This window comes from Cobetia sp. 4B (assembly GCF_018831605.1).
GTDB lineage: Bacteria > Pseudomonadota > Gammaproteobacteria > Pseudomonadales > Halomonadaceae > Cobetia > Cobetia amphilecti.
Genome location: NZ_CP059843.1, coordinates 2,266,750 through 2,289,987, shown reverse-complemented (window position 1 = coordinate 2,289,987; position 23,238 = coordinate 2,266,750). Strand labels below are relative to the sequence as shown.

18 protein-coding genes and 1 pseudogene are annotated in these 23,238 nt (G+C 62.4%); 9 read left to right on the top strand and 10 right to left on the bottom strand.

Annotated elements, in window-relative coordinates:
* The first annotated feature begins 226 nt into the window (after positions 1-226).
* The gene (locus tag H2O77_RS09630) at positions 227-1,756 is read left to right on the top strand and encodes a PLP-dependent aminotransferase family protein (RefSeq protein ID WP_215822829.1); all 1,530 of its coding nucleotides are present in this window, start codon (positions 227-229) and stop codon (positions 1,754-1,756) included.
* Positions 1,757-1,808: 52 nt separating this feature from the next.
* Here H2O77_RS09630 and H2O77_RS09625 read toward each other — a convergent pair whose 3' ends face one another.
* The 3 genes from H2O77_RS09625 to H2O77_RS09615 all read right to left on the bottom strand — a co-directional run bounded on the left by H2O77_RS09625 (position 1,809) and on the right by H2O77_RS09615 (position 6,374).
* Positions 1,809-2,894: a hypothetical protein gene (locus H2O77_RS09625; RefSeq protein ID WP_215822827.1), complete on the bottom strand. Its 1,086-nt coding sequence runs from the start codon at positions 2,892-2,894 to the stop codon at positions 1,809-1,811.
* A 213-nt stretch (positions 2,895-3,107) separates the two neighbouring features.
* Positions 3,108-4,130, bottom strand: a complete 1,023-nt coding sequence (locus H2O77_RS09620) for a patatin-like phospholipase family protein (RefSeq protein WP_215822825.1) — start codon at positions 4,128-4,130, stop codon at positions 3,108-3,110.
* A gap of 336 nt (positions 4,131-4,466) precedes the next feature.
* Positions 4,467-6,374: a TonB-dependent receptor gene (locus H2O77_RS09615; protein WP_215822823.1), complete on the bottom strand. Its 1,908-nt coding sequence runs from the start codon at positions 6,372-6,374 to the stop codon at positions 4,467-4,469.
* Between the two features lie 229 nt (positions 6,375-6,603).
* Between H2O77_RS09615 and H2O77_RS09610 the strand changes: the two genes are divergently transcribed.
* A complete protein-coding gene (locus tag H2O77_RS09610; RefSeq protein WP_215822821.1) occupies positions 6,604-7,638 on the top strand; it encodes an MBL fold metallo-hydrolase in 1,035 nt (344 codons plus the stop codon).
* A gap of 121 nt (positions 7,639-7,759) precedes the next feature.
* Here H2O77_RS09610 and H2O77_RS09605 read toward each other — a convergent pair whose 3' ends face one another.
* Positions 7,760-8,614: an SDR family oxidoreductase gene (locus H2O77_RS09605; protein ID WP_054556575.1), complete on the bottom strand. Its 855-nt coding sequence runs from the start codon at positions 8,612-8,614 to the stop codon at positions 7,760-7,762.
* 200 nt (positions 8,615-8,814) lie between these two features.
* Positions 8,815-9,168, bottom strand: a complete 354-nt coding sequence (locus tag H2O77_RS09600) for a hypothetical protein (RefSeq protein ID WP_215822818.1) — start codon at positions 9,166-9,168, stop codon at positions 8,815-8,817.
* Positions 9,169-9,611: 443 nt separating this feature from the next.
* Between H2O77_RS09600 and H2O77_RS09595 the strand changes: the two are divergent.
* Positions 9,612-10,292, top strand: a pseudogene (locus H2O77_RS09595) (hypothetical protein); the annotation flags it as partial.
* 356 nt (positions 10,293-10,648) lie between these two features.
* On the opposite strand, the gene H2O77_RS09590 reads toward H2O77_RS09595, so the two are convergent.
* Positions 10,649-11,089, bottom strand: coding sequence for a hemerythrin domain-containing protein (locus H2O77_RS09590; RefSeq protein ID WP_215822801.1), 441 nt, complete (start codon positions 11,087-11,089; stop codon positions 10,649-10,651).
* A gap of 267 nt (positions 11,090-11,356) precedes the next feature.
* Here H2O77_RS09590 and H2O77_RS09585 point away from each other — a divergent pair, with 267 nt between their 5' ends.
* The 4 genes from H2O77_RS09585 (at position 11,357) to H2O77_RS09570 (ending at position 16,436) form a co-directional block, all read left to right on the top strand.
* Positions 11,357-13,795: an FdhF/YdeP family oxidoreductase gene (locus tag H2O77_RS09585; RefSeq protein ID WP_215822799.1), complete on the top strand. Its 2,439-nt coding sequence runs from the start codon at positions 11,357-11,359 to the stop codon at positions 13,793-13,795.
* A 555-nt stretch (positions 13,796-14,350) separates the two neighbouring features.
* Positions 14,351-15,613: a cytosine permease gene (gene codB, locus H2O77_RS09580; RefSeq protein ID WP_215824553.1), complete on the top strand. Its 1,263-nt coding sequence runs from the start codon at positions 14,351-14,353 to the stop codon at positions 15,611-15,613.
* A gap of 185 nt (positions 15,614-15,798) precedes the next feature.
* The gene (locus tag H2O77_RS09575) at positions 15,799-16,092 is read left to right on the top strand and encodes a type II toxin-antitoxin system RelE/ParE family toxin (RefSeq protein ID WP_215822797.1); all 294 of its coding nucleotides are present in this window, start codon (positions 15,799-15,801) and stop codon (positions 16,090-16,092) included.
* A 14-nt stretch (positions 16,093-16,106) separates the two neighbouring features.
* Entirely contained in the window at positions 16,107-16,436 is a 330-nt protein-coding gene (locus H2O77_RS09570; RefSeq protein WP_215822795.1) for a HigA family addiction module antitoxin, read from the top strand.
* Positions 16,437-16,580: 144 nt separating this feature from the next.
* On the opposite strand, the gene H2O77_RS09565 is transcribed toward H2O77_RS09570, so the two are convergent.
* The 4 genes from H2O77_RS09565 to H2O77_RS09550 form a co-directional block, all read right to left on the bottom strand.
* Complete coding sequence (locus H2O77_RS09565; RefSeq protein WP_240548565.1) at positions 16,581-17,573, bottom strand: EamA family transporter; 993 nt, start codon at positions 17,571-17,573, stop codon at positions 16,581-16,583.
* 306 nt (positions 17,574-17,879) lie between these two features.
* Complete coding sequence (locus H2O77_RS09560) at positions 17,880-18,881, bottom strand: DMT family transporter (protein WP_215822793.1); 1,002 nt, start codon at positions 18,879-18,881, stop codon at positions 17,880-17,882.
* Positions 18,882-19,075: 194 nt separating this feature from the next.
* Positions 19,076-19,810 (bottom strand): AraC family transcriptional regulator, encoded by a 735-nt coding sequence (locus H2O77_RS09555; RefSeq protein ID WP_215822791.1) that lies wholly within the window; start codon positions 19,808-19,810, stop codon positions 19,076-19,078.
* A gap of 64 nt (positions 19,811-19,874) precedes the next feature.
* Entirely contained in the window at positions 19,875-20,339 is a 465-nt protein-coding gene (locus H2O77_RS09550; RefSeq protein ID WP_215822789.1) for a carboxypeptidase regulatory-like domain-containing protein, read from the bottom strand.
* 580 nt (positions 20,340-20,919) lie between these two features.
* Between H2O77_RS09550 and H2O77_RS09545 the strand changes: the two genes are divergently transcribed.
* Both H2O77_RS09545 and H2O77_RS09540 read left to right on the top strand, forming a co-directional pair.
* Positions 20,920-21,468 (top strand): sorbitol dehydrogenase family protein, encoded by a 549-nt coding sequence (locus H2O77_RS09545; RefSeq protein WP_215822787.1) that lies wholly within the window; start codon positions 20,920-20,922, stop codon positions 21,466-21,468.
* A 155-nt stretch (positions 21,469-21,623) separates the two neighbouring features.
* A complete protein-coding gene (locus H2O77_RS09540; protein ID WP_192838864.1) occupies positions 21,624-23,237 on the top strand; it encodes a GMC family oxidoreductase in 1,614 nt (537 codons plus the stop codon).
* Position 23,238 lies beyond the last annotated feature (1 nt).

The window sequence follows — 23,238 nt, the reverse complement described above, 5'->3', positions numbered from 1 at the left end:
GCTGTGAGCATCAGTCAGTAGGCAACGCCTGAAACACACGCTACCAGCGCCATGCCCGATGGCGAATAGACCAATTTGGTGTTTGACTGGACCAATCGGCAGGGGCTGCGGATAATCAGGGCTGAAGGGGCGCTGCGCGCCGCCCCTCAGGCGAGTGGCTGGCGGGGGATGGACAACCTCGGGAAGCTGCGTGACAGCCCTACGGCAACGACAACGGGAGACCTGAATGGAACTGGCCGCGCTTGAGCCGCTGATCGAATGTTATCGCCGCCAGTCCGAGACGCTGGGCAAGCAGGTACGGCTGGAGCAGGCGTTGCTCGAGGTGATTCGTGAGCAATGGCCACTGGGCGCGCGGCTGCCGCCGCATCGCAAGCTGTGCGAGGCGCTGGGGGTGGCGCGCAATACGCTGGCTTTGGCGATCAAGTCGCTGATCGAGGAGGGCTATCTGCACACCGGCCAGGGGCAGGGTACCTGGACGCGTCGCCCGCATGCGCGCCGGGCAAGCGCGGGGTCGGGGGAGTTCGGGGCGGCGGAGTTAGGGCCGGGTGAGTCAGGGGCGGGCGCGACGGCGGCAACACCGGCGCCGTTGCCGTTGTCTGCTCGGGCCCGCAAGGTGTTGGGCGGGCAAGGGGCGAGTCTGATCCAGAGTGGCGCCTTCGTGCCGGGCATCCCGGACATCGCACGCTTTCCGATGCGCAAGTGGCGTCAGCTGTATGCCAGCGTGACGGTGCCCCACAACGCGCTGCTGCTGTCCTACTCCAGCGGCGGCTATGGCCCGCTCAAGCGTGAGATCCGCGATTTCCTGCGTCGTTGGCGCAATATCGATTGCGATACCCAGCAGATCATCATCACCGAGGGCACCCACCACGGCATCGAGCTGTGCGCGCTGGCGCTGGCGGATGCCGGGCAGCGGGTGGTGATGGAGTCACCCTGCTATTGGGGCGCGCGCAATGTCTTCCTGGCCGCAGGCCTCGAGACCCGCCAGATTCCGTGGCGGCCGGTGAGCGATACGACAAGTGAGGCAGGACACGATCTCACCTCGCTTGGCGAGGGGCCGGTGCAGATCGCCTACTTCACCGGCTCGCATCACTATCCGCTGAGTGTGCCCACCTCGCGGCGTGACAAGCAGAGACTGTGCGAGGCCTGTCAGCCCGCCTATATCCTCGAGGATGATTACGAGTTCAGTGGTGATGATCACGGTGAGCTGCTGTTTGATCCCGATTCCGGCAATCGCCTGCTGGTGGGATCGTTCTCCAAGCTGATGTTTCCCGGGCTGCGGCTGGGCTATCTGGTGGTGCCGCGCGCACTGGCCGGGCCGATGAACCGCCTGCGCAGCGAGGTGTTCCGCGAGGGGCGCATGCTCGATCAGGCGGTGCTGGCGCAGTTCATCGCCGATGGCGATCTGGACGCCTGGTATCAGCGCATCCAGCGCGATTATCTCGGCCGGCAGCAGGTGGTGCATGACCAGCTGTGTCAGGTGAAGGGCGTGATCAGCGTCTCGCCGCCGTCGCGCGGCATCAGTCTGTGCGTGCAGTTCGCCCCCGAGATCGACGACCAGCGCGTCGCGCAGCTGATGGTCAAGGAGCATCTGATCGTGCGGCCACTGAGCATGGTCTGCAGCCGCGAGGATTCACGACGCGGGCTGGTGCTGGGGGTCGGCATGCTGGCGGGCGAGAGTCTGGTCAGTGAGGTGGCGCGCCTGAGGCGCACGCTGGAGAGCATTCTGAGCATGCGGGATATTCGACGCCACAACTGAAAACGCCTCCGCCGGCAGGGCGAAGGCGTGGTATCGACGCTGATTGCGTGGGTTATTTTGCCTGCTGCATGCGCTCGGTCAGCTTGCGGAATTCCTCGCGCATGGCGCTGTTCTCGAAGCTGGTGGCAACCGGTACCTGCAGGTCGGCGAGGGTGTCGAAGGTCTTGACGCCCTGGCGGATCAGGTCGGCGACGTGGGCGCTGAGCTTGACGGTGCGATAGGTATTGGTCGCCACCGCAAGCTCGCGCTGACTCTTGGTCAGAGAGGTCGTGACGCGGTCACGTTGCTCGGTCACCAGCGAGCGATACAGGTTGATCGTCTTGAGCGTCAGCGCATTGGCGCGGATGTTGTTCTCCAGACTCTCGCGTGACCCGCCTTGCTTGATCAGCGTACGGGCTTCGCGCGTGGTGGCCTCGGCTTCGTCGGCGAAACCTTGCAGTTGCGGCAATACCTCATCATTCACGCGCGTGATGAAGTCCTGCTGCATGGTCACGATCATGCGGTGGAGCATGACGACCATGCCGTAATAACGGCGCGCGTAGTCGAGGTTCTCGCCGCTGTCGCGGGTCAGCTCGGCGAGCTGCTGGGCCACCGACTTGATGCTGGCGAACACGACACTCATGGTCAGCACATCATCGCCGACTACCGAGGACAGCCACACCTGGACCTGGTCCGGCGTCAGGGTGATGCCGATCTCCTCGAGTCGCGCGGCCAGCTTGCCTTCCAGCGTGGTCAGCTCGCCCTGATAGGCGGCGATGTTCTTCTCATGCGCGGCGATCAGCAGATCGTAATCGCCGCGCGTGCTGGCGGTGAATTCGCGCAGGGTATCGGTGGGCGTGAGGCGCGTCAGCGTCGAGACATCGGTGTCCGGCGCGAGGATGCGCTTTTCCTTCAACTCGGAAATTTCGCTACGCGATTCGCGAATCTTGTCCTCGACCTGGCGATAGGTGCTGCGCAGTGTCGAGAGTTGTGGCACGTCGAGGGCCTGCATGGCTTCCTCGATCATCTCGTCCATATCGCTGCGCGCAGACGCTTGATCGCGGCTGATCCAGGCCTCTTCCGGCAAGGTGTCCATTTCATCGAAATAGCTGACCGCCTTCTTCAGGGTGGCGAAGGCTTCCGGCTGGTCAAAGCGCATATCATCGTCTGACTGCGCTGTAGTGGGTACGAGAATCGCCAGAGATAAAGTGAGAGTTACCAGCATTCGCCATGTTGAGGTGGCGGGGCGAATGCGAGTGTCTTGCGGTGTGCCATGTGTCATTAAATAAACTCGGGTCAGCGTGAAGCACGGCAGCGCAGAGTAGCAAAATCGCTGACAGACGTCTCCGAGTGCAATGTGTAGAAGGTTTGGTCAGTGCGGTTGATAGGCTTGCGGCCGGCCGGTGAGAGGGTCGATGCGATCCAGCGAGGGCCCTTGATAGCGGTCGGTGATCAGGGCCACCACGGCGTCACCGTATTGCTCGAACCAGAAATCGCCCATGGCCTTTAAGTGCTTGATGTTGGTGGTACTGATGTCGTCCATCGCGTCATCAGGCGCCTTGAGCATGCCGGGCTGTGGGCGCATCTCGGCATTGACGCGGATATAGCTGCCTGGCGGCGAGATGGTGATGGCCTGATAGCCGACCACCTTCTCATCGGAGAGCACGTCGATCAGGCTGCCTTCCAGTACCCACTGCACTGCGCCCCAGTGCTGGGAGTCCGGGCCATTGATCTTGCGCGTGCGTGTTCCGGTGCCGATCGACAGCACGCGACGCGGCTCATGCGGCCACAGGCGACAGGCTTCGGCGATGGCGCACATGGTAGGGTTGTTGGCGATGACGCCGCCATCGATCAGCCAGGTCTGCTCGTTGTCCGGCCCCAGCTTCATGTCACGGGTCGGGAAGTAGGTGGGCGCCGCGCTGGAGGCGTCCGCGACCTGCCAGGCCAGCAGCTTGTGATGCTCGCGCTTGCTCGACTTCAAGACATGCGGGCGGCGTCGCTCGATGCCGTAGGTGACGACAAGTACCTGCTTGCCAGCGGGGACATCCCTGAGCTTGGCCTGGCCGAGGTGCTTCTTGAGCATCGCGCTCTTGCCCTTGGCCTCGTACTTGGGCGCATTGATGCCATCGAGTTCGAACCAGCCGCGGTTGTCGGCGAAGATCTGTTTGGCGCTGGTCGCGCTGTAGAGCCCGCTTATGTCCTCGAGGCTCATGTTGGTGGTGGCCAGCGCCAGCGCGATCAGACTGCCGGTGCTGGTGCCCGCATAGAAATCGACCCGCTCACGCAGGCTGGTCTGGTGGTCATTTCTGAGTGTCGCGTCGACACGCATCAGAAACTGCGCGGTGGCCGCCCCGCGTATGCCGCCGCCATCCAGTGAAAGAATCAGCTTGGACATGCTTGCCTCCTGCAGAGCGGATAACGCTCGGTCCTGTCCACGGCAATGCCTGTGGCTGCTACCAGAATAGAGAGGCCACTGGCTTTCAGCCGACTGAAATGACTGATACGGACAAACAGCAGGGCCTGATACTGGCAGGGAGAGCAGAGGTGGCAGGCCAGCGAGGCACTGAAGACGAGTCAAAGGGGGGGAGGCGGAAAGAGGAGAGAAAATAGGAGAGAGGGGAACAGAAGAGGAGAGAAGAGAGGCGTGGCGAGGAAAGCCGCGATTACCTCCCATGCAGCGGGCTGATCGCTCACTGCATGGGAGGCAAGCCGTTGGCGGCCGGAGTCGGTGCTAGAGGGTGTAGTCGACGCCGACCCACAGGCGGCGGCCATCTTCCACGTAGCCGAAGTCGTCGTAGCGCACGCGCTTGTCGAACAGGTTGTAGAGGCCGGCGCTAAGTGTCAGCTGAGTGGTGGCATCAAAGCTGACGCCGGTATCGACGATCGTGTAGGACGGCGCGATGACGGTACGACTGGTGACACCGGTGGCGGGCTGAGTCTCTTCGCCACGCCAGTCGACTCGTGTCCAGTGATTGAGGCGATGGTTGAGCTGCCAGTCCAGCTGAGCCGTGGCCTGGTGGCGGGGAATCTGGGTCAGCGGTTGGCCCTTGTTCTCGCCACTGGTCTGCTCGGAATCGGTATAGGTGTAGCTGAGTGCCAGCGCGAGGTCGTGACGCAGCTCCTGATTGAGACTCAGCTCGACGCCCTGGGTGACGGCACTGTCGACGTTGTTGTACCAGCGCGCATCATCCGCGCCGCCGGCGCAGGCGCCATCCGGGCACAGTTCGGTGACGATCTTGTCATCGAAGTCGCTGCGGAACAGGGTCACGCCCGCCTGGGTGCCTCTGGCATTGTCATACAGCAGGCCGATCTCGCGGCTCAGAGAGGTCTCGGCTTCCAGATCCGGATTGCCGTAGATATCGCCGCCGCGACTGTCCTGTACCCAGTTGTCGGCGACCTGACGCAGACTCGGCGCCTTGTAACCGGTCGCCACGCCCGTCTTGAGCGTCCAGCTGTCGGCCAGTTGATAGACGCTGTAAAGACGCGGTGACAGGTGGCTGCCGTAGTTCTCGTCTTCATCCAGACGCACGCCGCCGGTCAGCGCCCAGTCGTCGGTCAGCAGCCATTCGTCCTCGGCGAACAGTGACCAGCGGCTGTTGCGGATCTCGTTGATCTCGCTCAGAGCGTTGGTGTCGTTGTCCTCGAGGTGCTCCTCCTCGAAGCTCACGCCCAGGGTGGTCAGGTGATCGCCCAGCGGAATCAGCACGTTGCTGCTCGCCTTGGTATTGCTCAGCGTGATGTCACGGCTATCGTTGCGTGACGTCTCGTACTGGACGTAGGAATTGGTGCTGGCGCTGGCCCAGTCACCCTGATGGCTCAGGCTGAAGCGGCGAGTATCCCAATCACGATCACTGTCCTGGCCCTGACTGCGGTCTTCCTCGGTCTGGCGATTCTGGTCATGGTAGGCGAATTCGGCCTCGATGCGCTGGTTGTCGTCCGGCGTGAGGCTGAGCTTGGTGTCGAGGTCCTGACGCTTGCGCTGTGGGTAGCCGCGCGTGATGTCATCTTCCTGGCGCGTGGTCTGTCCGGCGCTGACGCTCAGGCCCAGCAACCCGTCGATGAGCGGGCCCGAGGTGCGAATGCGGCTCTGGCGTTCATGTCCCGACACGCTGTGCTGGGGGATGAAGGTGTCATAGTGCAGATTGGTGACCCATTCCTCCTGCGTCTTGCGGGTGATGATGTTGATGACCCCGCCGATGGCATCGGAGCCATAACGCGTCGACATCGGGCCACGTACCACCTCGATACGCTCGATCGCTTCCAGTGGCGGCAGCCAATCCTGCTCGAAGCCACCACTGCCACTCGGTCGCGTATCACGGCTGTCGATCGGGCGGCCATCCACCAGAATCAGCGTGTATTCACCGGGCATGCCGCGAATGCTGATGTCCTTGGAGTATCCGCCGCTGGATACCGTCACCCCGGGCAAGCCGCGCAGCGCATCGGTGAGGTCGCTGTAATGACGGCCTTCAAGGCTCTCGCGTGTGATCACGCTCATCGAGGCCGGGGCATCCTTGACCATCTGATCATGCCCGGACGCGGTGACGACGATGTCTTCCAGCTGGTCGGAGGCATGGCTCGGGAGTACCACCAGAGAGGGGAGCGCCGCCAGGGCCAACAAGACGGCTGAGCGTGAGGCCATGGGGCGGTGAGGTGCAGGAGGGTGCGCTGGCATCGATTGAAGTTCCCGAGATTATCGTTATGTGTGTGCATCATTCGTGCACTTTTTGAATGATAATGCTTTGCATTGGCGAAGTGCAACGCACTGTTGCGAAAATGTGACGTTGGTGACAATCTTCGACGCTGAATCCATTCATCTTGGTGAGATAGGGCTATCTATGGGGAATTCTCGGCTAGTAACGGCAGGACTCTTGGCAGGGTTGATCGGCCTGCCGCTGTCAGGTGTCGCCTTGGCCAGCGCGGCATCGCAGCCAGCTGATGCTCCTGCTGCGGCGATGTCGCCGCTTGCGACCCAGCTAGCGCAACGGGGGTTGGCGGCGGGTGAGGGGTATCCCGGCCTGCACAGCCTGTGTAGCCTCGAGGCACCCCTGGTTGACGCGGGCAAGCGCCACCGACACTCCGAGGATGAAACTGCCAAGCCCAGACCCAGATCGAAGCCCTCCGCTGACAAGCGCAAGTCGCTGGGGCCGCACAGGGTATTCGACAATCTCTACTTCGTCGGCAATGGCCAGGTGTCGAGCTGGGCCTTGACCACCTCCGAGGGCATCATTCTCATCGATGCGATGAACACTCCGAATCAGGCCGAGACCATCATCGCGCCAGGCATGCGCGAGCTGGGTCTGGACCCTGCCGATATTCGCTATCTGGTGATTACCCATGGCCATGGCGACCATTACGGCGGCCAGTCCTGGATCGTGGAGCAGTATGCGCCCGAGGTGATCATGACCAAGATCGATTGGGACATGCTGGATGACCCCGAGCAGCGCATCGACAACCCGCGCTGGGGAGAGCCGCCAGAGCGGGACCATCAGGTCATCGACGATGAGAGGCTGACGCTGGGTGACACCACGCTCGGCATGTACATCACGCCCGGCCATACCCCCGGCACGCTGTCGCTGGTGTTCCCGCTCAAGGATGGCGATGAAGTGCATCACGCCGTGTTGTGGGGCGGCACTGGCTTCAACTTCGGGCCGGATGAGGCCAGACTGCGTGGCTATTCTGCCTCGGCGTCACGCATGCATCAGATCGCGCAGCAAGCCGGCGTAGACGTCTTCCTGTCCAATCACCCCAAGCGTGACGGCACGCCCGGACGAATCGCGGCGCTTGAGATTCGCAAGCCAGGCGAAGCGCATCCCTTCGTGACCGGAGGCCAGGCGTTGGGCGCGCTGGATCTGCTCAGTGATTGCACGCTGGCCCAGGCCGAGCGCCTGCGCGCCACACGCTGAGTCATCCTGCGGACATAGCCCGCGACACACGAAACAGGCCGCCCAAGATGGGGCGGCCTGTTTCGTGTCGAGCATGTCGCATCACACCCGCCTTGCTCAGGTGTGTGCTAAAGGTCTGCGATCAGGTGTTGAGCACGACGCCACCATTGAGGTGAATCGTCTGGCCTGTCATGTAGCTTGAGTCTTCGCTGGCCAGATAGACGTAGGCCGGGCCCATTTCGCTGGGCTGGCCGGGGCGTTCCATCGGCACCTGCTGGCCGAAGTTGGCGACCTTTTCATCCTCGAAGCTGGCAGGGATCAAGGGAGTCCACACCGGGCCGGGGGCGACGGCATTGACGCGAATACCGCGGTCCATCAGCGTGCCGGACAGTGAACGTACCAGCCCCTGGATGGCGCCCTTGGTGGCGCTGTAATCGATCAGGCTGTCATTGCCCTTGAAGGCATTGACGGATGAGGTGGCGATGATGGAATCGCCTTTGGAGAGGTGCGGCACGGCGGCCTTGATCATGTAGAAGTGACTGAACAGATTGGTCTTGAAGGTACGCTCGATCTGCTCGTCATCGATCTCGGTCACGTCATCCCAGTCGTACTGCTCGGCGGCATTGTTGACCAGAATATTCAGCTGTCCGAATTCCTCCATCGCGCCCTCGACGACCTTGCGGCAGAAGGCCGGGTCGCCGATATCCCCTGCGATGCGGCGTCCGCGTCTGCCTTCGGCTTCGATCAGACGGATGGTCTCCTGGGCATCGACTTCTTCACTCCCCAGGTGCGTGATCAGACAATCGGCACCCTCGCGTGCGAAGTGCACGGCGGCGGCGCGACCGATACCGCTGTCACCACCGGTGATGACTGCCACCTTGCCCAGCAGTTTGCCGCTGCCGCGATAGCTCTCGCGGATGTACTCGGGCTTGGGGTCCATGCGATGTTCATCGCCCGGTTGATGGTTCTGATGCTGTGGGGGCTGTTGCTGAGTCATGCCGTCACCTCCGGTTCGTTGATCTTGAATGCGCTGCTGCGCGTTCAGACGCTGAACGTCTCCCCACAGACCTGTGGACGATCGTGGCGGATTAAACCCCTTTGATCATGATTTTCTTGTTTAGCGATATAAAAACGCCCGGCCCCGTGTGAACGGAGCTGGGCGTCAGAATGTCTCATTATCGGCAAGCCTGACGGTTGTCAGGAGGCGATATCCTCATGCTTGTCATGCATGGTGGCTGGCGTACTGGCGCCCGCTGCCATGGTCTGCGCAAACGGAACACGTGGCTCGCTTTCCTGGGTCTGTTCTATTCCGTGCAGGCTCGGCAGATTGGCAGGGTCATGCCCGGGACCGGTTTCGAGGCTGGGCAGTGCCTTGCGAATGATGCTGGCGCACAGGGCACGGTGTGCATGCAGTGTCAGACCTTCCCGTTCGAGGAATTGCAGCAGCCGAGTGGCTGAGACCAACGCCACGATGGGATGGAGATCGCGAAAGTGTTCCTCGACCTGGCTGGCACTGATCGTCGCGAGTCGCTCCGGATGGGTATGCGGCATCGAAATATCCTCTATTCGGGTTCCGATGAGTCGGAATCTTGAGTGCTTCTTCAGGTGTCACTCTGCCTCGACGGCGATGGGGGCGACCCATCTGCCGGCGTGACCGCTGCGCTTTCCTTGGCCCAGCGGTCATTGGTCTTGAGGTGACTGTTCGTATTGAGAGTGTTCGTGCTGAGAGTCTTTGGTTTACGACGGTGTTGCGTTCTTCAAAAACTAGTATTAGAGAATTCGCGAATATCTTCCAGCCTTGATGCGCGCATGCTCTCATTTTTATCGTCAATTCGCGAAACATCATGCCTTCGCGCAGGCGGATACCTGCCACGGGGTTCTGACTGTTAGACTAACGCTCCCCCATGTCGTACAGATGTCCGTCATGTTGAATATAGTCAGGATGGCCACGAAGCTACCTGACAGATGATCATTTTTCCTTCTATGGATGTGCCATGAAACGCTTTGTGCTGCTCGATACCGCGCCGATCCCCGGCACGACGGATTCGTTGTGTCTGTTCGAGTATGGCGAGGACTTCGTCATCAAGATCGAGAGCGGCAAGGGCGGGCAGCTGATGAATACCCGCATGCATGGCTCGGAAGATGCGCTGGCAGAGATTCCTGCTGGTCTGCTCAAGAGTCGCGGCACGGCCTCGGCGCCGCAGCGCGTTCTGATCGGCGGGTTGGGGATGGGCTTCACGCTGGCCGCCGCACTCAAGCACTTCAAGGCCGATGCCGAGGTGGTCGTCGCCGAGCTGGTGCCGGGAGTGGTGGCCTGGAATGACGGCCCGCTGGGGGCCAAGGCGGGTTATCCGATTCGGGATCCGCGCACGACAGTCGAGAATCGCGATGTGGCCGAGGTGCTGCGTGAAGCGCCCGGCGGCTTCGATGCCATCATGCTGGATGTGGACAATGGCCCGGAAGGCCTGACCGCGGATGACAACGACTGGCTCTACAGTGCGGAGGGGCTGGCGGTGTGTGCCAAGGCGTTGCGCCCGGCCGGCATTCTGGCGGTGTGGTCGGCCACGGCCGATGCGCGCTTCTCGCAGCGCCTGTCGCGGGCCGGTTTCAAGGCCGAGGCACGTCAGGTCTACGCGCATGGCACCTCGGGGGCCAAGCACACCATCTGGATCGCGCGTTATGTCGGGCGTGCGGAGAAGCCTGATGACAAGACGAAGGCCGGGAAAGGCAATGGCAAGCGCTCAGGCAGCCCGGGCAGAAAGCCGGCATCGAAGGGTGCCGCACGGCCGCCGCGCCGCAAGTAAGCTGAGTGTCTCGTTGCTGATGACGTGATGGATGACTCTTCGCCTCACGCGCTTACACACGCTGTGAGAGAAAGCAGCGCCTTCACCGCAGGGTGAACGCATGACAAAACGGGCTGGCCACATGATGTGGTCAGCCCGTTTTGGTGTGCGTCATCGGCGCTTATCGATAGCGTTCAGCCTGTCACAGTGCCAAGTGCTTTCGGCCTGGCTCGATGCTGGCTTCTGGCTCAGGCGGCTTCACGCGCCTTCATGTCCTGGTGATATTCCTCGGCGAGGCGCTTCTTGGTGGCGTCATCGAAGACGCGGCCTGCCAGCTGGAAGACTTCCTGCTCTTCCTCATCCAGGTGGTGGGTCACCAGGTGCTCGAGCTGCTTTGCGGTGGCCAGCCAGCCCGGCGAGCTGTAGTCGGTCGCCTCGAGCTTCTCGACCAGCTCATCGATCTCATGGTGCTCGGCGACACTGTGACGCGCCTTCTCCTGCGTCATGTCGTGCTCCATCATCGGAATGTAGAGCGCACGCTCCTCGGCACCGGCGTGATTGGTCAGCGATTCCTTGAGGCGCTTGAACAGGTCATCGCGCGGCTCGCTGTCACCTTCGGTCTGCAGCAGCATGTTCAGCAGGCGGCGTTGTTCGTCGTGGGTCTCGCGCAGGGCTTCAAATACGGTCATGTTCCAGCTCCTCATCATGTCTGGCGTGTTGAGTGGCGGGTCTGCTTGTGTGCGGTCTTGCTCAAGTGCGATCTTGCTTGTGTCAGGTCTGTACAACTCTGGTGGCGGATCGGCGGAAGTTCAAGTGCGCAACGCCGATCGACCTTGAAAAAGCCTTGGCGCGAGGCAAGGAAACAAGGGTGACCCTTGAATTCTTTGCTCGGTGGTACGTCCGCAACGGTGTCTGATCGATGCCAGCTGCCGGCCGCCACCGTCAGGAGCCCCGACATGTCCCAAGACCAGACCACGCCAGTCGATTCCTTCAGCCCCAAGGGGTCCCACGCACCTGCGTTATCGGCGTCGCTGTCCGGCAGTCAGCTGGACCGGCCGCCGGGCGGTGGCTGGCCGTCGATCAAGGCGGTCGAGAAGTTCATCTGGCAGGAGCATCTGCCCATCGAGGGCCATCGCAGCCTGATGAAGATGAACAAGCCCGATGGCTTCTATTGCCCGAGCTGCGCCTGGCCGAATGGCGACAAGCCAAAGGGCGCCAACTTCTGCGAAAACGGTGCCAAGGCGCTGGCGTGGGAGGCGACACGCGAGCGTGTCAGTGATGAGCTGTTCGCCAACAACACGCTCAGCGAGCTGCGTGAGTGGTCGGATCACCATCTGGAGAAGGAAGGGCGCTTGACGCGCCCCCTGCGCTACAACGCCCGGACGGACCGCTACGAGGTCACCAGCTGGGAAGCGGCCTACGCCGAGATCGGCCAGCGCCTCAAGCGCTATGAGAACCCGAACCAGGTCGAGTTCTATACCTCGGGGCGTACCTCCAACGAGGCGGCGTTCCTGTTTTCCCTGTTCGGGCGCATGTACGGCACCAACAACTTCCCGGACTGCTCGAACATGTGCCACGAGACCACCTCGCGGGCGCTGCCGGAATCCATCGGCATCGGCAAGGCGACGGTCAATCTCGAGGACTTCAAGCAGGCCGATGCCATCTTCATCTTCGGTCAGAACAGCGGCACCAACAGCCCGCGCATGATGGGTGATCTCCACGAGGCGCGTGGCCGTGGGGCCGAGGTGGTCAGCTTCAACCCGCTGCGCGAGCGGGCGCTGGTCAGCTTTGCCGACCCGCAGTCGCCCAAGGACATGCTGAGCGGCAAGGGTGTCGAGATCAGCAGTCAGTATCATCAGCTGCGCATCGGCGGGGACCTCGCCGCCGTGCAGGCGATGTGCAAGTACGTGATCGAGGCCGACGATGCGCTGCGCGAGCGCAATCCGCATGCGGTGGGCTATCTGGATCACGACTTCATCGCCCAGCACACCCACGGTTTCGATGCCTTCGCCGAGCATTGCCGCAAGCTCGAGTGGCAGGACCTGGTCGCCATGTCCGGCCTGTCACGTGAATCGCTGGAACAGGCGGGGCAGACCTATCTGGAGGCCGAGCGCGTGATCTGCTGCTGGGGCATGGGCATCACCCAGCATGCGCGCGGCGGCGACACCATCCAGCAGATCATCAATCTGTTGCTGCTGCGCGGCAATATCGGCAAGCCCGGCGCGGGGGCCTGCCCGATACGCGGCCATTCCAATGTGCAGGGCGACCGCACCGTCGGCATCGAGAATCTGCCCAATGACGCGATGCTGGATGCCTTTGATCGGGTCTTCGACATCAAGTGTCCGCGCGAGAACGGCCATGATGTCGCTGAATGCTGCGAGGCGATTCTGCGCGGTGAGGTACGCGCCTTCATCGGCATGGGCGGCAACTTCTTCCGCGCGATTCCCGATCAGAAGCGCGTGGTCGAGAAGGTCCACGAGATGGACATGACGGTGCATATCGCCACCAAGCTCAACCGCAGTCACCTGCACCCCGGCAAGCATGGCTGGGTGCTGCCCACGATCGGCCATAGCGAGCGTGACCTGCAGGCCGGCGCCGATGGCAAGGGCGCGGAGCAGGTCTCCAGCGCCGAGGACGGCATGTGCAATGTGACGCCGTCGCGTGGCGTGATGGAACCGGCTGACCCAAGCCTGCACTCCGAGATCGCCATCACCTGTCAGCTGGCCAAGGCGACGTTGTCGCCGCATCCCACCCTGGATTGGGATTGGCTGCAGGCGGATTACGCGCGGATCCGTGATCGCATCGAAGAGGTCTTCCCGCAGATCTTCCCCGACTACAATGCGCGCCTGGCTCAGGGCGGCTTCCATATTCGCATCGCCCCGCGCGAGCGCATCTGGCATACCGACTCGGGGCGTGCCAACTTCCTGTTCCCCGAGGGGCTGGGCACGGATGAAGAGGGGCTGAACAAGGTCACCCATGAGACCCTGAACATGGACAGCACCTTCCTGCTCATCACCATGCGCGGTCACGACCAGTTCAATACCACCGTCTATTCAAATGACGACCGCTATCGCGACGTCTATGGCACGCGGTTGGTGGTGATGATCAGCCCGCAGGATCTCGAGACGCTGGGGCTGAGCGAGGGTCAGCGCGTGACGCTGGAAACGGTCAGCGAAGACGGCGTCGAGCGCAGCATGGCGGGCTTCAAACTCAAGGAATACGACATCCCGACCGGCTGTCTGGCAGCGTACTACCCGGAAACCAATGACCTGATTCCGCTGGATCACCGCGATGCGCGCAGCAACACGCCCGCCTCGAAATCGGTGCCGGTCCGGTTGCGCCTGATGGACAGCGAAGAGGTCAATGCCAGCGAAGGGGTGCTGGCGAGCAGCTGAAGGGCTTCAGCATGAACCGCTAAACAAGGAAAGGCTGAAAAATTTGCATCCTGTACTTGGCGTCAGGTTTTGATGTCAGTGAAGGAGGGCGAGATCCACGCCACGCGCTGCACTGAAAGAGTGCGCCGCGTGGCGTTCTTGTATCTGGCGCTCAAGTTGATGCCAACGTCGGCGTATTTGAGGGGTTTGTAGGTACTGCGCCGAACTTGTCGCGAAATCATTTCTGGAGGCGGTCTTGCGCCCAACCGCGCCTGTAGCCAGGCCGGATCCTGACGCCTGTGTCAGCTTCATGGCACAGGCGGCGAGCTGGCGTCTTGCACGGCTCGAGGATGGGTGGCGTGAATCTTGCGTGGTGGTAGGGTAGCGACCGCCGCTCTGACCGCCGCTCTGACCGCCGCTCTGACCGCCGCCCTGCCCGCCACCTTGCCCGCAGGGGGGCGGTGGCCGGCGTTCAGGCAGGCTGACACCACCACAAGACTCGACGACTCACGACCGAGCTCCAGGAAGGCACTCATGGCAGAACACTCCTCACCTCATTCCGCAGACCATGCATCGATGGCAGGCGAATCCGGCAACGATTATCCCTTGAGCGAAGTGCCTGCCTCGGCACGACGGGGACTGCTCTCCACCTCGATGGTGCTGCTCGGTTTCACCTTCTTTACCGCCACCATGTGGGCGGGCGGGTCATTGGGTGCCGCGTTCGCGCTCAATGAACTGCTGTGGATCATCGTGATCGGCAATCTGCTGCTCGGCGGTTACGCCGCCGCCCTGGCCTATATCGCCTGCAAGAGCGGTCTGAATTCGGTGCTGATGGGCCGGCTGTGCTTCGGCGAGAAGGGCAGCCGCCTGTCTGACTTCGTGCTCGGGTTCACCCAGATCGGCTGGTACGCCTGGGGCACCGCGACCATCGCCATCGTGCTGGTCAAGACGCTCGGCTTGCCGGAGTGGCTGACCACGCCGCTGATGGTCATCTTCGGTTTCGCCTTCTGTCTGACGGCGATGATCGGTTATCGCGGGCTGGACATGCTCTCCCGCATCGCCGTGCCGGCCATGTTGCTGTTCATCCTGTTCAGTCTCTATACCGGCATGGTCGATGTCGGTGGCGTGGCAGGTCTTGCGGCACTGACGCCGACCGATTCCATGAGCTGGACGGCCGCCATCACCGCGGTGATCGGCACCTTCATCAGTGGCGGCACCCAGGCGACCAACTGGAGCCGCTTCGCGCGTTCACCGAAGATCGCCGTCATTGCCACCCTGGCGGCCTTGTTCGTCGGCAATGGCCTGATGGTGCTCACCGGCGCGCTCGGCGCGATGATCTACCAGCAGGCCGATATCGTCGACGTGATGATCGCCCAGGGGCTGGTCAGCCTCGCCGTCCTGATGCTGTTCCTCAATATCTGGACCACCCAGGACAACACCATCTACAACTTCGCGATCGCCGGCTGCAATCTGCTGCGCACCCCGCATCGTCAGCGTGTCACCCTGGGCGGCGCGGCCATCGGCACAGTGCTGGCGGTACTCGGCATGTATGAGTGGCTGATTCCGTTCCTGATTCTGCTCGGCACCTTCATTCCGCCGATCGGCGGCGTGATCATGGCCAACTTCTGGCTCGGTCATAAAGGGCAGTATCCGCGCCTCGCCGAGATGCCCAGGGTCGATTATCACTGGCCGGGCCTCGCCGCCTACGCCATCGCCTGCCTGTGCGCCTGGAGCTCACCCTTCATGCCGCCCGTGGTGGGTGTCGTGGTCGCCTTCGTCGTCTATGGCGGACTGATCAAGCTTGCCAAGGTCGAGCTCGCCAACAAGACGGCGGCCTGAGTGGCTGAGCGTCTTATGTGAAGGGCAGAGGAATATGAAGCGCCCAACGAGTCCTGGACTCGTTGGGCGTTTTTCATGGGGGGAGAAGCGTCTGGGGAGAGCCACTTCAGGGTAGAGTCACTTCAGGGTAGAACCGCTTGATGCACAACATGGTTGTGCATAGAATGAGGGAAAAAGGTGCTGCCATGGCGGTGGAGTTCAGGGATGTGTGGCTCGAGAGCTTCTATGAGCATGATGTTGGCCACCGCAAGATACCTGCGGCGCTCTCCAGTTCGCTCTATCGCAAGTTGCAGATTCTCGATGCCGCAAGTCAGGAGTCTGATCTGAGGATTCCACCGGGCAATCGATTCGAGCATCTGCAGGGCAATCTCGCAGGTTATTGCTCGATTCGTGTCAACAAGCAGTATCGACTCATCTTTCGATGGGAGGCAGGGATTGCCCATCAAACATATCTAGACCCGCATGCTTACAAGGGCTAGAGGAGGTAGCAGTGATGAGAAACACCCAGCGGCGCCCACTGACGGTAGGAGAGATGTTGACGGCAGAGTTTCTGGAGCCGATGGACATCGACATCCGCACCCTGGCCGAGGCGATGGGAGTGCACAGAAATACCCTGAGCCGTATCGTGCATGACAAGGGCACCTTGACGGCCCCGATGGCCATCAAGCTGGCGGCTGCGTTAGGCAATACGCCGGAGTTCTGGCTCAACATCCAGCATGCCGTGGAGCTTTGGGATGTGCGTCATCGTGCCTATGCCCAGGATGCCAAGGGCGTACGTCGGATAACGCCGCAAGTTGATGCCACCGAGCTTGCCTCGCACTGACGTCGCGCGCTCTTCACGGCGAGTGATTGAGATGGCGTGAGCCCGTGAGTTCATGCCCAGCAATGCAAAGCCCCAGCCTGAAACTCAGGCTGGGGCTTTGTGTTTTTTGTATCCGGGGCCATCTCGTCGTACCGCTCGCGTCGATCAGGCGGTTGCTGGCTTCACCTGAATCACCAGGCAGACGGCGATCAGTGCCATGCCCAGCCAGCCGAGCGGTGCGATATGTTCCCCGACGATGGTGACGGCGAGCAGGGAGGCGACCAGCGGTTCGAACAGGGTGAGCAGGGTGGCCTTGCTGGCGGCGACGGTCTTCAGGCCGTAGCCGAAGGCGATATAGCCGAGGAACATCGGCACCAGCGCCATGTAGAGCGCGACCGATGTGTTGCCGGGGGTGGCGAACAGGCGCGGGTCTGCCACCAGCATGCTGAGGCCCAGGCCTGCGATCAACGCGATACCGGCGACGCCGAACAGGCTGCCCATGGCAGCGCGGGCGTGGGTGCCGTGGTCCATCATGCGCCGGGCGATCAGCGAATAGGCGGCGTAGGTCGTGCCGGCGATGATGCCCAGCATGATACCGCCCAGACGTTGCCAGTCAGCGTCAGGCACGCTCCCTGACCCTGTCGCCATCAGGTCGCCGCCGGCGCTGATGGTGGCAATGTCTCCGCCATGAGTGGCCGTTTCGCCCATCGCCATCATCACCACACCGGCAACGCCCAGCGCGAGGCTGATATACCAGCTCAGCGTAAGTCGGTGGTGGCCGAACAGGCGCTCCAGAATCGCCGCGGCCAGTGGCGCCGTGGCGATGGTGATCACCGTGCCGATGGCGACGCCGGCCAGATGCATCGAGGAGTAGAAGGCCAGCGGGTAGATGACGACACACCCGGCGCCGAGCAATACCCAGCGCTTCTGCGCCATCAAAAGGCCCAGGCAGCCCATGATATTGGGCCGTGCGATCACTGCCTGAAGCAGGCCGCCGACGCCCATGGCGAAGGCGCCGGTCGCCAGCGGGCTGACATCCTGATTGAAGTGGGCCGCCGTGCCGGTGGTGCCCCACAGCAGCGCGGCAAACAGGACGGCCAAGCTTCCCATGTCGGTCGACCTTGCAGACCCGGCGATATCGGGGCGGGTGGTTGTCATGGTGATGTCCTTGCGTGTCTTGCCAATCCCTTGGCCGTTTTCAGTCGCAGCATAAGCGCTGGCAAAAGTGTGCTGAAACCACTTTCGGGCAAGTGAGTTGCCGCGACAGCTGGCTGCCGCTCAGTGCGCACTGTGACTTGCCCTCAATTCCCTCATCGCCGTCAGGCGTCGTGACGCTGCCATGGCTCCGACCCTTGCTCCGGCCCTTGCTTGGCATCGCGGCCATGCTCGGTATCGCTCCACGGATCACGCTCACCCCAGTAAGCAGTGTCGCCGTGTGTATCAGCTTGAGCGTCGCAGGCCGCGTCAGGCCGCGAGGTCTGCCTGCGGACTGGCCATCGGCGCCTGCGTTGCCTGCGGACGCAATTGCAGCATCAGGCAGGTCATGATCAGCACCATGCCGATGGCGCCCATCAGCGTGAACTGCTCGCCGACCACGATGACGGCCAACAGGCCCGCCACCAGCGGCTCGAACATGGTCAGTACCGTCACCCGGCTGATGGGCACGCTGGCAAGCCCGCGTCCGAAGATGAGGCTGGCCAGCAGCATCGGGATCAGCGCCATGTAGATGGCGACCGCCGAATTCACCGGCGTGGCGAACAGGCGTGGATCGAGGAACAGGCAGCTGATGGCCAGGCCGATCAACAGCAGGACGCCGGCACAGCCGAACATCGCCCCCATGGCCGCACGGCGATGAACGCCCAGCAGCATCATGCGTCTGGCAAGCAGGGAATAGGTGGCGTAGCTCGCGCCGGCCAGCACGCCCAGCCCGATACCGATGAGCTTGCGGCTCTCGCTGGCAACGCCGCTGGCAGTGGCGTGCGCCGCCGTATCTGCCAGGCGTGTCTCGCCCATGGCCATCAACCCCACGCCGGCCATGCCCAGCATCAGCGCCGCGTACCAGCGCGCACTGACGCGCTTGCGATCCAACGCATACTCCAGCACCGCTGCCGCCAACGGCGCCGTGGCGATGGTGATGACGGTGCCCATCGCCACGCCGGTGTATTCCATGGCCGAATAGAAGGCCAGCGGGTAGACGATGATGAACAGCGCCGCCCACAGCACGAGATGCTTGTGGACCAGCAGGGCGGCCAGCTCCTCATGGAGGATTCGTCGCGACAGCACTGCCTGCAGAATGCCGCCAAAGCCCATGGCGAATGCGCCGGTGGCCAACGGGCTGACATCCTGATTGAAGTGGGCGGCGGTGCCGGTCGTGCCCCATAGCAGGGCGGCCGTGAGGACGGAAAGATTGCCGATCTGGCGTTCCAGCGCTGGGCGGAAGGGGGTCCGGGAGAAGGAGTGCTGCATGGTGGATGGCTCGCAATGAAGTGTGTCTCGGTGTGCACGAGATTACGCCTCATCGCGAGAATATATTGTGCTGAAGCTACGCTCTGATCTGCCAGGAGAAGCAAAACGTCATATACCACCAGCGTGCGGTGATTGACTGCCGGGTTCGGGTACTCAATCGGTTGTTCAGATGATCGAGCCAGTCAGTCGGTCATTCAGTCATTCGGGGGAGTGAGGCTCGAATACTGACGCGTCATCTCGCGTGGCGACTGGCCGAAGTAGCAGGAGAAACGCCGCGAGAAGGCGGAGAGGTTCTGATAGCCGACGGCCTCGGCGACCTGCTGGACGCTGAGATCGGTATGGATCAACTGCGCCCGCGCGCGCTCCATGCGTCTGGCAGTCAGGTACTGCTTGACGCTGACGCCCAGATTGTCGCGGAACACCTTGTGGAACTGGGTCGGGCTCAGGTGGGCGAGTCGGGCCAGTGATGTCACATCGTGGGGCTGGGCCAGCTGCGCGTTCATGACGTCGAGCACTCTGAGCAGACGACGATCGACTCGATGATCACAGGTCTGCTTCTCCAGCAGGCCAAGAAACAGCGCGATGGAGAGCTGATCGATGTGCTTGTCGACCTCACCCTGCAGCTGCGCTTCGAGAAACAGCAGGTAGTTCATCAGCAGGGTGCTGATCGAGAACACCACGCGTTGCGACGCCGCGAGGTTGTCGGGCAGGTAGTCCAGATCGGCGACGATGAAACGCGCGGCGTCCTTGGCATGAAACAGGTGCGATTCCCCGGGGCGAATGATGACGCACTCGCCGGTGACCACGGTGCCGTGATGGCTGCCGACCTGGATATCGAGATGGCCGCGGATCGGCAGCACCAGCTGGTGGTGGTCGTGGTCATGACTCGTCGCCTGTGGGGTATAGGCGCGCAGTGAGAGTGTCGTCATGGTGCGGTGGCCATCATCGGGCGGTGCAAGGGCAGCAAGCAGAGCAAGAGGTACACGCGGGCTATCAGCGGCTCAGCTCGATGCTGCGGGTCTGGCCACGGCCGACCTGCACCTGACTGAGAATCAGCGGGCTGCGTGTGCCGTCCGGCAACTGGATGACACCGGCGACATAGAAGGTGCCGGACGGCAGGCCAGTGGCATTGAAGTAGCCATTGCTGTCAGTGCGCACGATGTGGGTGTAGGCCTGGGCACGCGGGTCGGCGCGAGACGCCGTCTTGCCCGCCAGCGCCAGTTCCGCGGCTTCTGCGGAGTAGGTGGTGACCGGTGCGATCGAGATACCCGCCCGGTTGGCGTAGATCGTCTGGCCCTGCCACTCGTAGGACATGCGGCCCTTGATCACCGAGGTGCCGGTCTTGTCCAGCTTGGCGTACTCCGCCTCCGGGAAGGCGACGGTGCGCTGGACGCGTTGCTCGCCCTGTTCGGTCTGCGAGGAGGAGCCGAAGTCCGGCAGCGAAATGCTGTCGGCCATGCGCGAGGCGCTTTCACACCCGGCAAGAACGGCGGTGCACATGAGCAGAGCGAGTGGAGTACGCAAGTGACGAAGCATGGCGAGTCTTCCCTGAAGTCGAGTGATGGGTGGCGCGGGCGTCGGCTCGTGAGCGAGCCAGTCTGGCCACAGCTGCTGCCTTTGCCCCACATCCTACTGCGCCGAGCACAGTCAGGGAACTGCCGGTGAGCGGGAGACAGGCGCGGGTGACTCTTCCGTCAGGCATCGGCATCCGTGGGCATCCGCTGGTAACTCTCGCGGTTTCGACCGACCCTTGTCAGTAGGCCAGCAGCAAGCGTTTGCCCGTGAGCGCGCTGGGTTGCGCAAAGCATGTCTCTGGAGTTGCTTAAATAGGAACTCCTTGTTCATTATACGTTTGTCTATAACGTGATGGCGCTTGTTACCATGCAACTCATCAAACCCTGTGCAAGGGCTGCGCAAGAGCTGTTCAAAACCGTTCGAGGTCTGCTTGTGTGCTATTCGAGTGCAGCTCAGATGGCATTACCGCCTAGCACGCGGTGCGCTGGCGTCGGGTGAACCATTCATTGTCCGGGAGGGCCGCATGTCGACATCCCAGAGCGCTACTGATCCTTCACGTCGCCAGCTGTTGAAGCTGGGGCTCGGTGGGGCAGGCATTGCCGTGTTCGGCGGCCTGTCCCTTCAGGCCCTGGCCGAGACGGTCGCTGACGAGCAACAGACGCAGGATGACAGTGCCTTCGCGACGTTCATGGTCCTGTCGCGTTGGTTGCTCAGCGACAAGACCCTGGATGAGCGGCTGGGCCAGCGCTACTTCGAGGCGCTGGCGAGAATTCCGGCCGAGGGAGTGCCCGGTGTCGGCAGCTTGCCGGCCCTCAAGACTCGGTTGCTGGCCCTGGGCGAGTCGCGAGAGTACGTGAAAAAGGAAGACCTGAGTGACGGCGAGATGGCGCTGGTGCGCCGTCTGCTGCAGGCCTGGATGCTGGGCACGGTCGGCAAGTCGATCAGTGATCCCGCCGCCGAGGTCATCGCCTTCGAGCGCGCTGGCATGTATGCCGGGCCGCGCGATGTGCAGGTGGTGCGTACCTATTGCCCCAATCGCCCGGGGTTCTGGGCAGAGGCACCCAAGGCCTGAGTGGTCACGCTTTCTCCCAGGCTTGCGCGTGGCGGATAGGCGGGCCTTGAGTCCGTGCTTAGATCTCAGCTCCTGACATCGCCTGCGTGCCAGACCTTCCAGGGGCGTCCTGACCGCTCCTGTTGCTGTTCCCAATTTCCCGAGGAGAATCCTGCATGGCCGAGGAATCCCGTGCGTATGATGCCGATGTGATCGTGGTCGGGTCTGGTGTCGCCGGTGCCCTGATCGCACATCGCCTGGCCGAGGCCGGCAAGTCGGTCATCATGCTGGAAGCCGGCCCGCGCATGCAGCGCTGGCAGATCGTCGAGCGCTTCCGCAACCAGGCCAACAAGATGGACTTCATGGGGCCCTATCCTGCCAGCAAGGCGGCGCCCCATCCGATGCTATATGGCGAGAATGCCGACTATCTGGTGCAGAAGGGCGAGCAGGCCTACGACGCCCAATACATTCGCGCGGTCGGTGGCACTACCTGGCACTGGGCGGCGTCTTCCTGGCGTTTTCTGCCCAGCGATTTCGTGCTCAAGAGCGAGTATGGCGTCGGGCGCGACTGGCCGATCGGCTATGACGACCTGGAAGACTATTACTTCCGTGCCGAGGTCGCGCTGGGTGTCTGGGGGCCGAATGATGTCGATCTGGGCAGCCCGCGCAGCGCCGAGTATCCGATGGCGCCTCTGCCGCTGTCGTGGAACGAGCGGCGGGTCAGCGAGCGCATCAATCCCCACGGCTTCGACATGGTCACCGAGCCGGTGGCGCGCAACAGCCGCCCCTATGATGAGCGCCCGACCTGCTGCGGCAACAACAACTGCATGCCCATCTGCCCGATCGGCGCGATGTATTCCGGCATCATCCATGTCGAGAAAGCCGAACGTGCCGGTGCCAGGCTGATCGACAATGCCATCGTGCATCACCTGGAAAGCGATGCCAGTGGCAAGATTCGCGAGGTGCGCTATCTGGACCCCGACGGCAAGCAGCATCGCCTGAGTGCGGCGCGAGTGGTGCTGGCGGCCAATGGCATCGAGACGCCCAAGCTGATGCAGATGTCGGTCAACGCCCATACCCCCGATGGGGTGGGTAACCAGAACGACATGGTCGGTCGGCATCTTATGGACCATCCCGGCACCGGGGTGAGCTTTCTGGCCGATGAGCCGCTGTGGGCCGGGCGTGGCCCTCAGGAGATGACCTCGATCATCACCTGGCGCGACGGCGACTTCCGCAAGGACTTCGCGTCCAAGAAGCTGCATCTGTCCAACATTGCCCGCACGCAGCAGATGACCACGGAGGTGCTGTCGGAAACACCGCTCAGGCTCGGCGCGGATCTGCAGGCGCAGATCGATAACCGCGCCAGTCGCTATGTGCAGTTCGACAGCTTCCACGAGCTGTTGCCAGAGGCCGCCAATCGCATCACGCCGTCAAAAAAACGTGACGCTCTCGGCCTGCCGCGCCCGGAATTCCGTTATGCTATCGATGATTACGTCAAGCGCAGCGCCGCGCATACCCGTGAACAATATGCGCGTATCGCTCAGCTGATGGGAGGCACCGACATTGCGTTCCGTGATGAGTTCTCCAACAACCAGCATATCTGCGGTACGACCCTGATGGGAGACAACCCCAAAGACTCCGTGGTGGATCGCGATTGCCGAGTGCATGGCCATGACAACCTGTTTGTCGCCAGCTCCGGCAGCATGCCCACCGTCGGGTCGGTCAATTGCACCCTGACCATCGCGGCGTTGTCTCTGCGTATTGCCGATCTGCTCGAACAGGAAATATAAG

Excerpts from the sequence above, each read along its gene's own strand:
- H2O77_RS09565 (WP_240548565.1), bottom strand. The coding sequence starts at position 17,573 with ATGACAACCACCCGCCCCGATATCGCCGGGTCTGCAAGGTCGACCGAC.
- H2O77_RS09585 (WP_215822799.1), top strand. The coding sequence starts at position 11,357 with ATGTCCCAAGACCAGACCACGCCAGTCGATTCCTTCAGCCCCAAGGGG.
- H2O77_RS09615 (WP_215822823.1), bottom strand. The coding sequence starts at position 6,374 with ATGGCCTCACGCTCAGCCGTCTTGTTGGCCCTGGCGGCGCTCCCCTCT.
- H2O77_RS09605 (WP_054556575.1), bottom strand. The coding sequence starts at position 8,614 with ATGACTCAGCAACAGCCCCCACAGCATCAGAACCATCAACCGGGCGAT.
- H2O77_RS09570 (WP_215822795.1), top strand. The coding sequence starts at position 16,107 with ATGAGAAACACCCAGCGGCGCCCACTGACGGTAGGAGAGATGTTGACG.
- H2O77_RS09575 (WP_215822797.1), top strand. The coding sequence starts at position 15,799 with ATGGCGGTGGAGTTCAGGGATGTGTGGCTCGAGAGCTTCTATGAGCAT.
- H2O77_RS09620 (WP_215822825.1), bottom strand. The coding sequence starts at position 4,130 with ATGTCCAAGCTGATTCTTTCACTGGATGGCGGCGGCATACGCGGGGCG.
- H2O77_RS09540 (WP_192838864.1), top strand. The coding sequence starts at position 21,624 with ATGGCCGAGGAATCCCGTGCGTATGATGCCGATGTGATCGTGGTCGGG.
- H2O77_RS09560 (WP_215822793.1), bottom strand. The coding sequence starts at position 18,881 with ATGCAGCACTCCTTCTCCCGGACCCCCTTCCGCCCAGCGCTGGAACGC.
- H2O77_RS09630 (WP_215822829.1), top strand. The coding sequence starts at position 227 with ATGGAACTGGCCGCGCTTGAGCCGCTGATCGAATGTTATCGCCGCCAG.
- H2O77_RS09550 (WP_215822789.1), bottom strand. The coding sequence starts at position 20,339 with ATGGCCGACAGCATTTCGCTGCCGGACTTCGGCTCCTCCTCGCAGACC.
- H2O77_RS09545 (WP_215822787.1), top strand. The coding sequence starts at position 20,920 with ATGTCGACATCCCAGAGCGCTACTGATCCTTCACGTCGCCAGCTGTTG.
- H2O77_RS09625 (WP_215822827.1), bottom strand. The coding sequence starts at position 2,894 with ATGCGCTTTGACCAGCCGGAAGCCTTCGCCACCCTGAAGAAGGCGGTC.
- H2O77_RS09590 (WP_215822801.1), bottom strand. The coding sequence starts at position 11,089 with ATGACCGTATTTGAAGCCCTGCGCGAGACCCACGACGAACAACGCCGC.
- H2O77_RS09555 (WP_215822791.1), bottom strand. The coding sequence starts at position 19,810 with ATGACGACACTCTCACTGCGCGCCTATACCCCACAGGCGACGAGTCAT.
- H2O77_RS09600 (WP_215822818.1), bottom strand. The coding sequence starts at position 9,168 with ATGCCGCATACCCATCCGGAGCGACTCGCGACGATCAGTGCCAGCCAG.
- codB (WP_215824553.1), top strand. The coding sequence starts at position 14,351 with ATGGCAGGCGAATCCGGCAACGATTATCCCTTGAGCGAAGTGCCTGCC.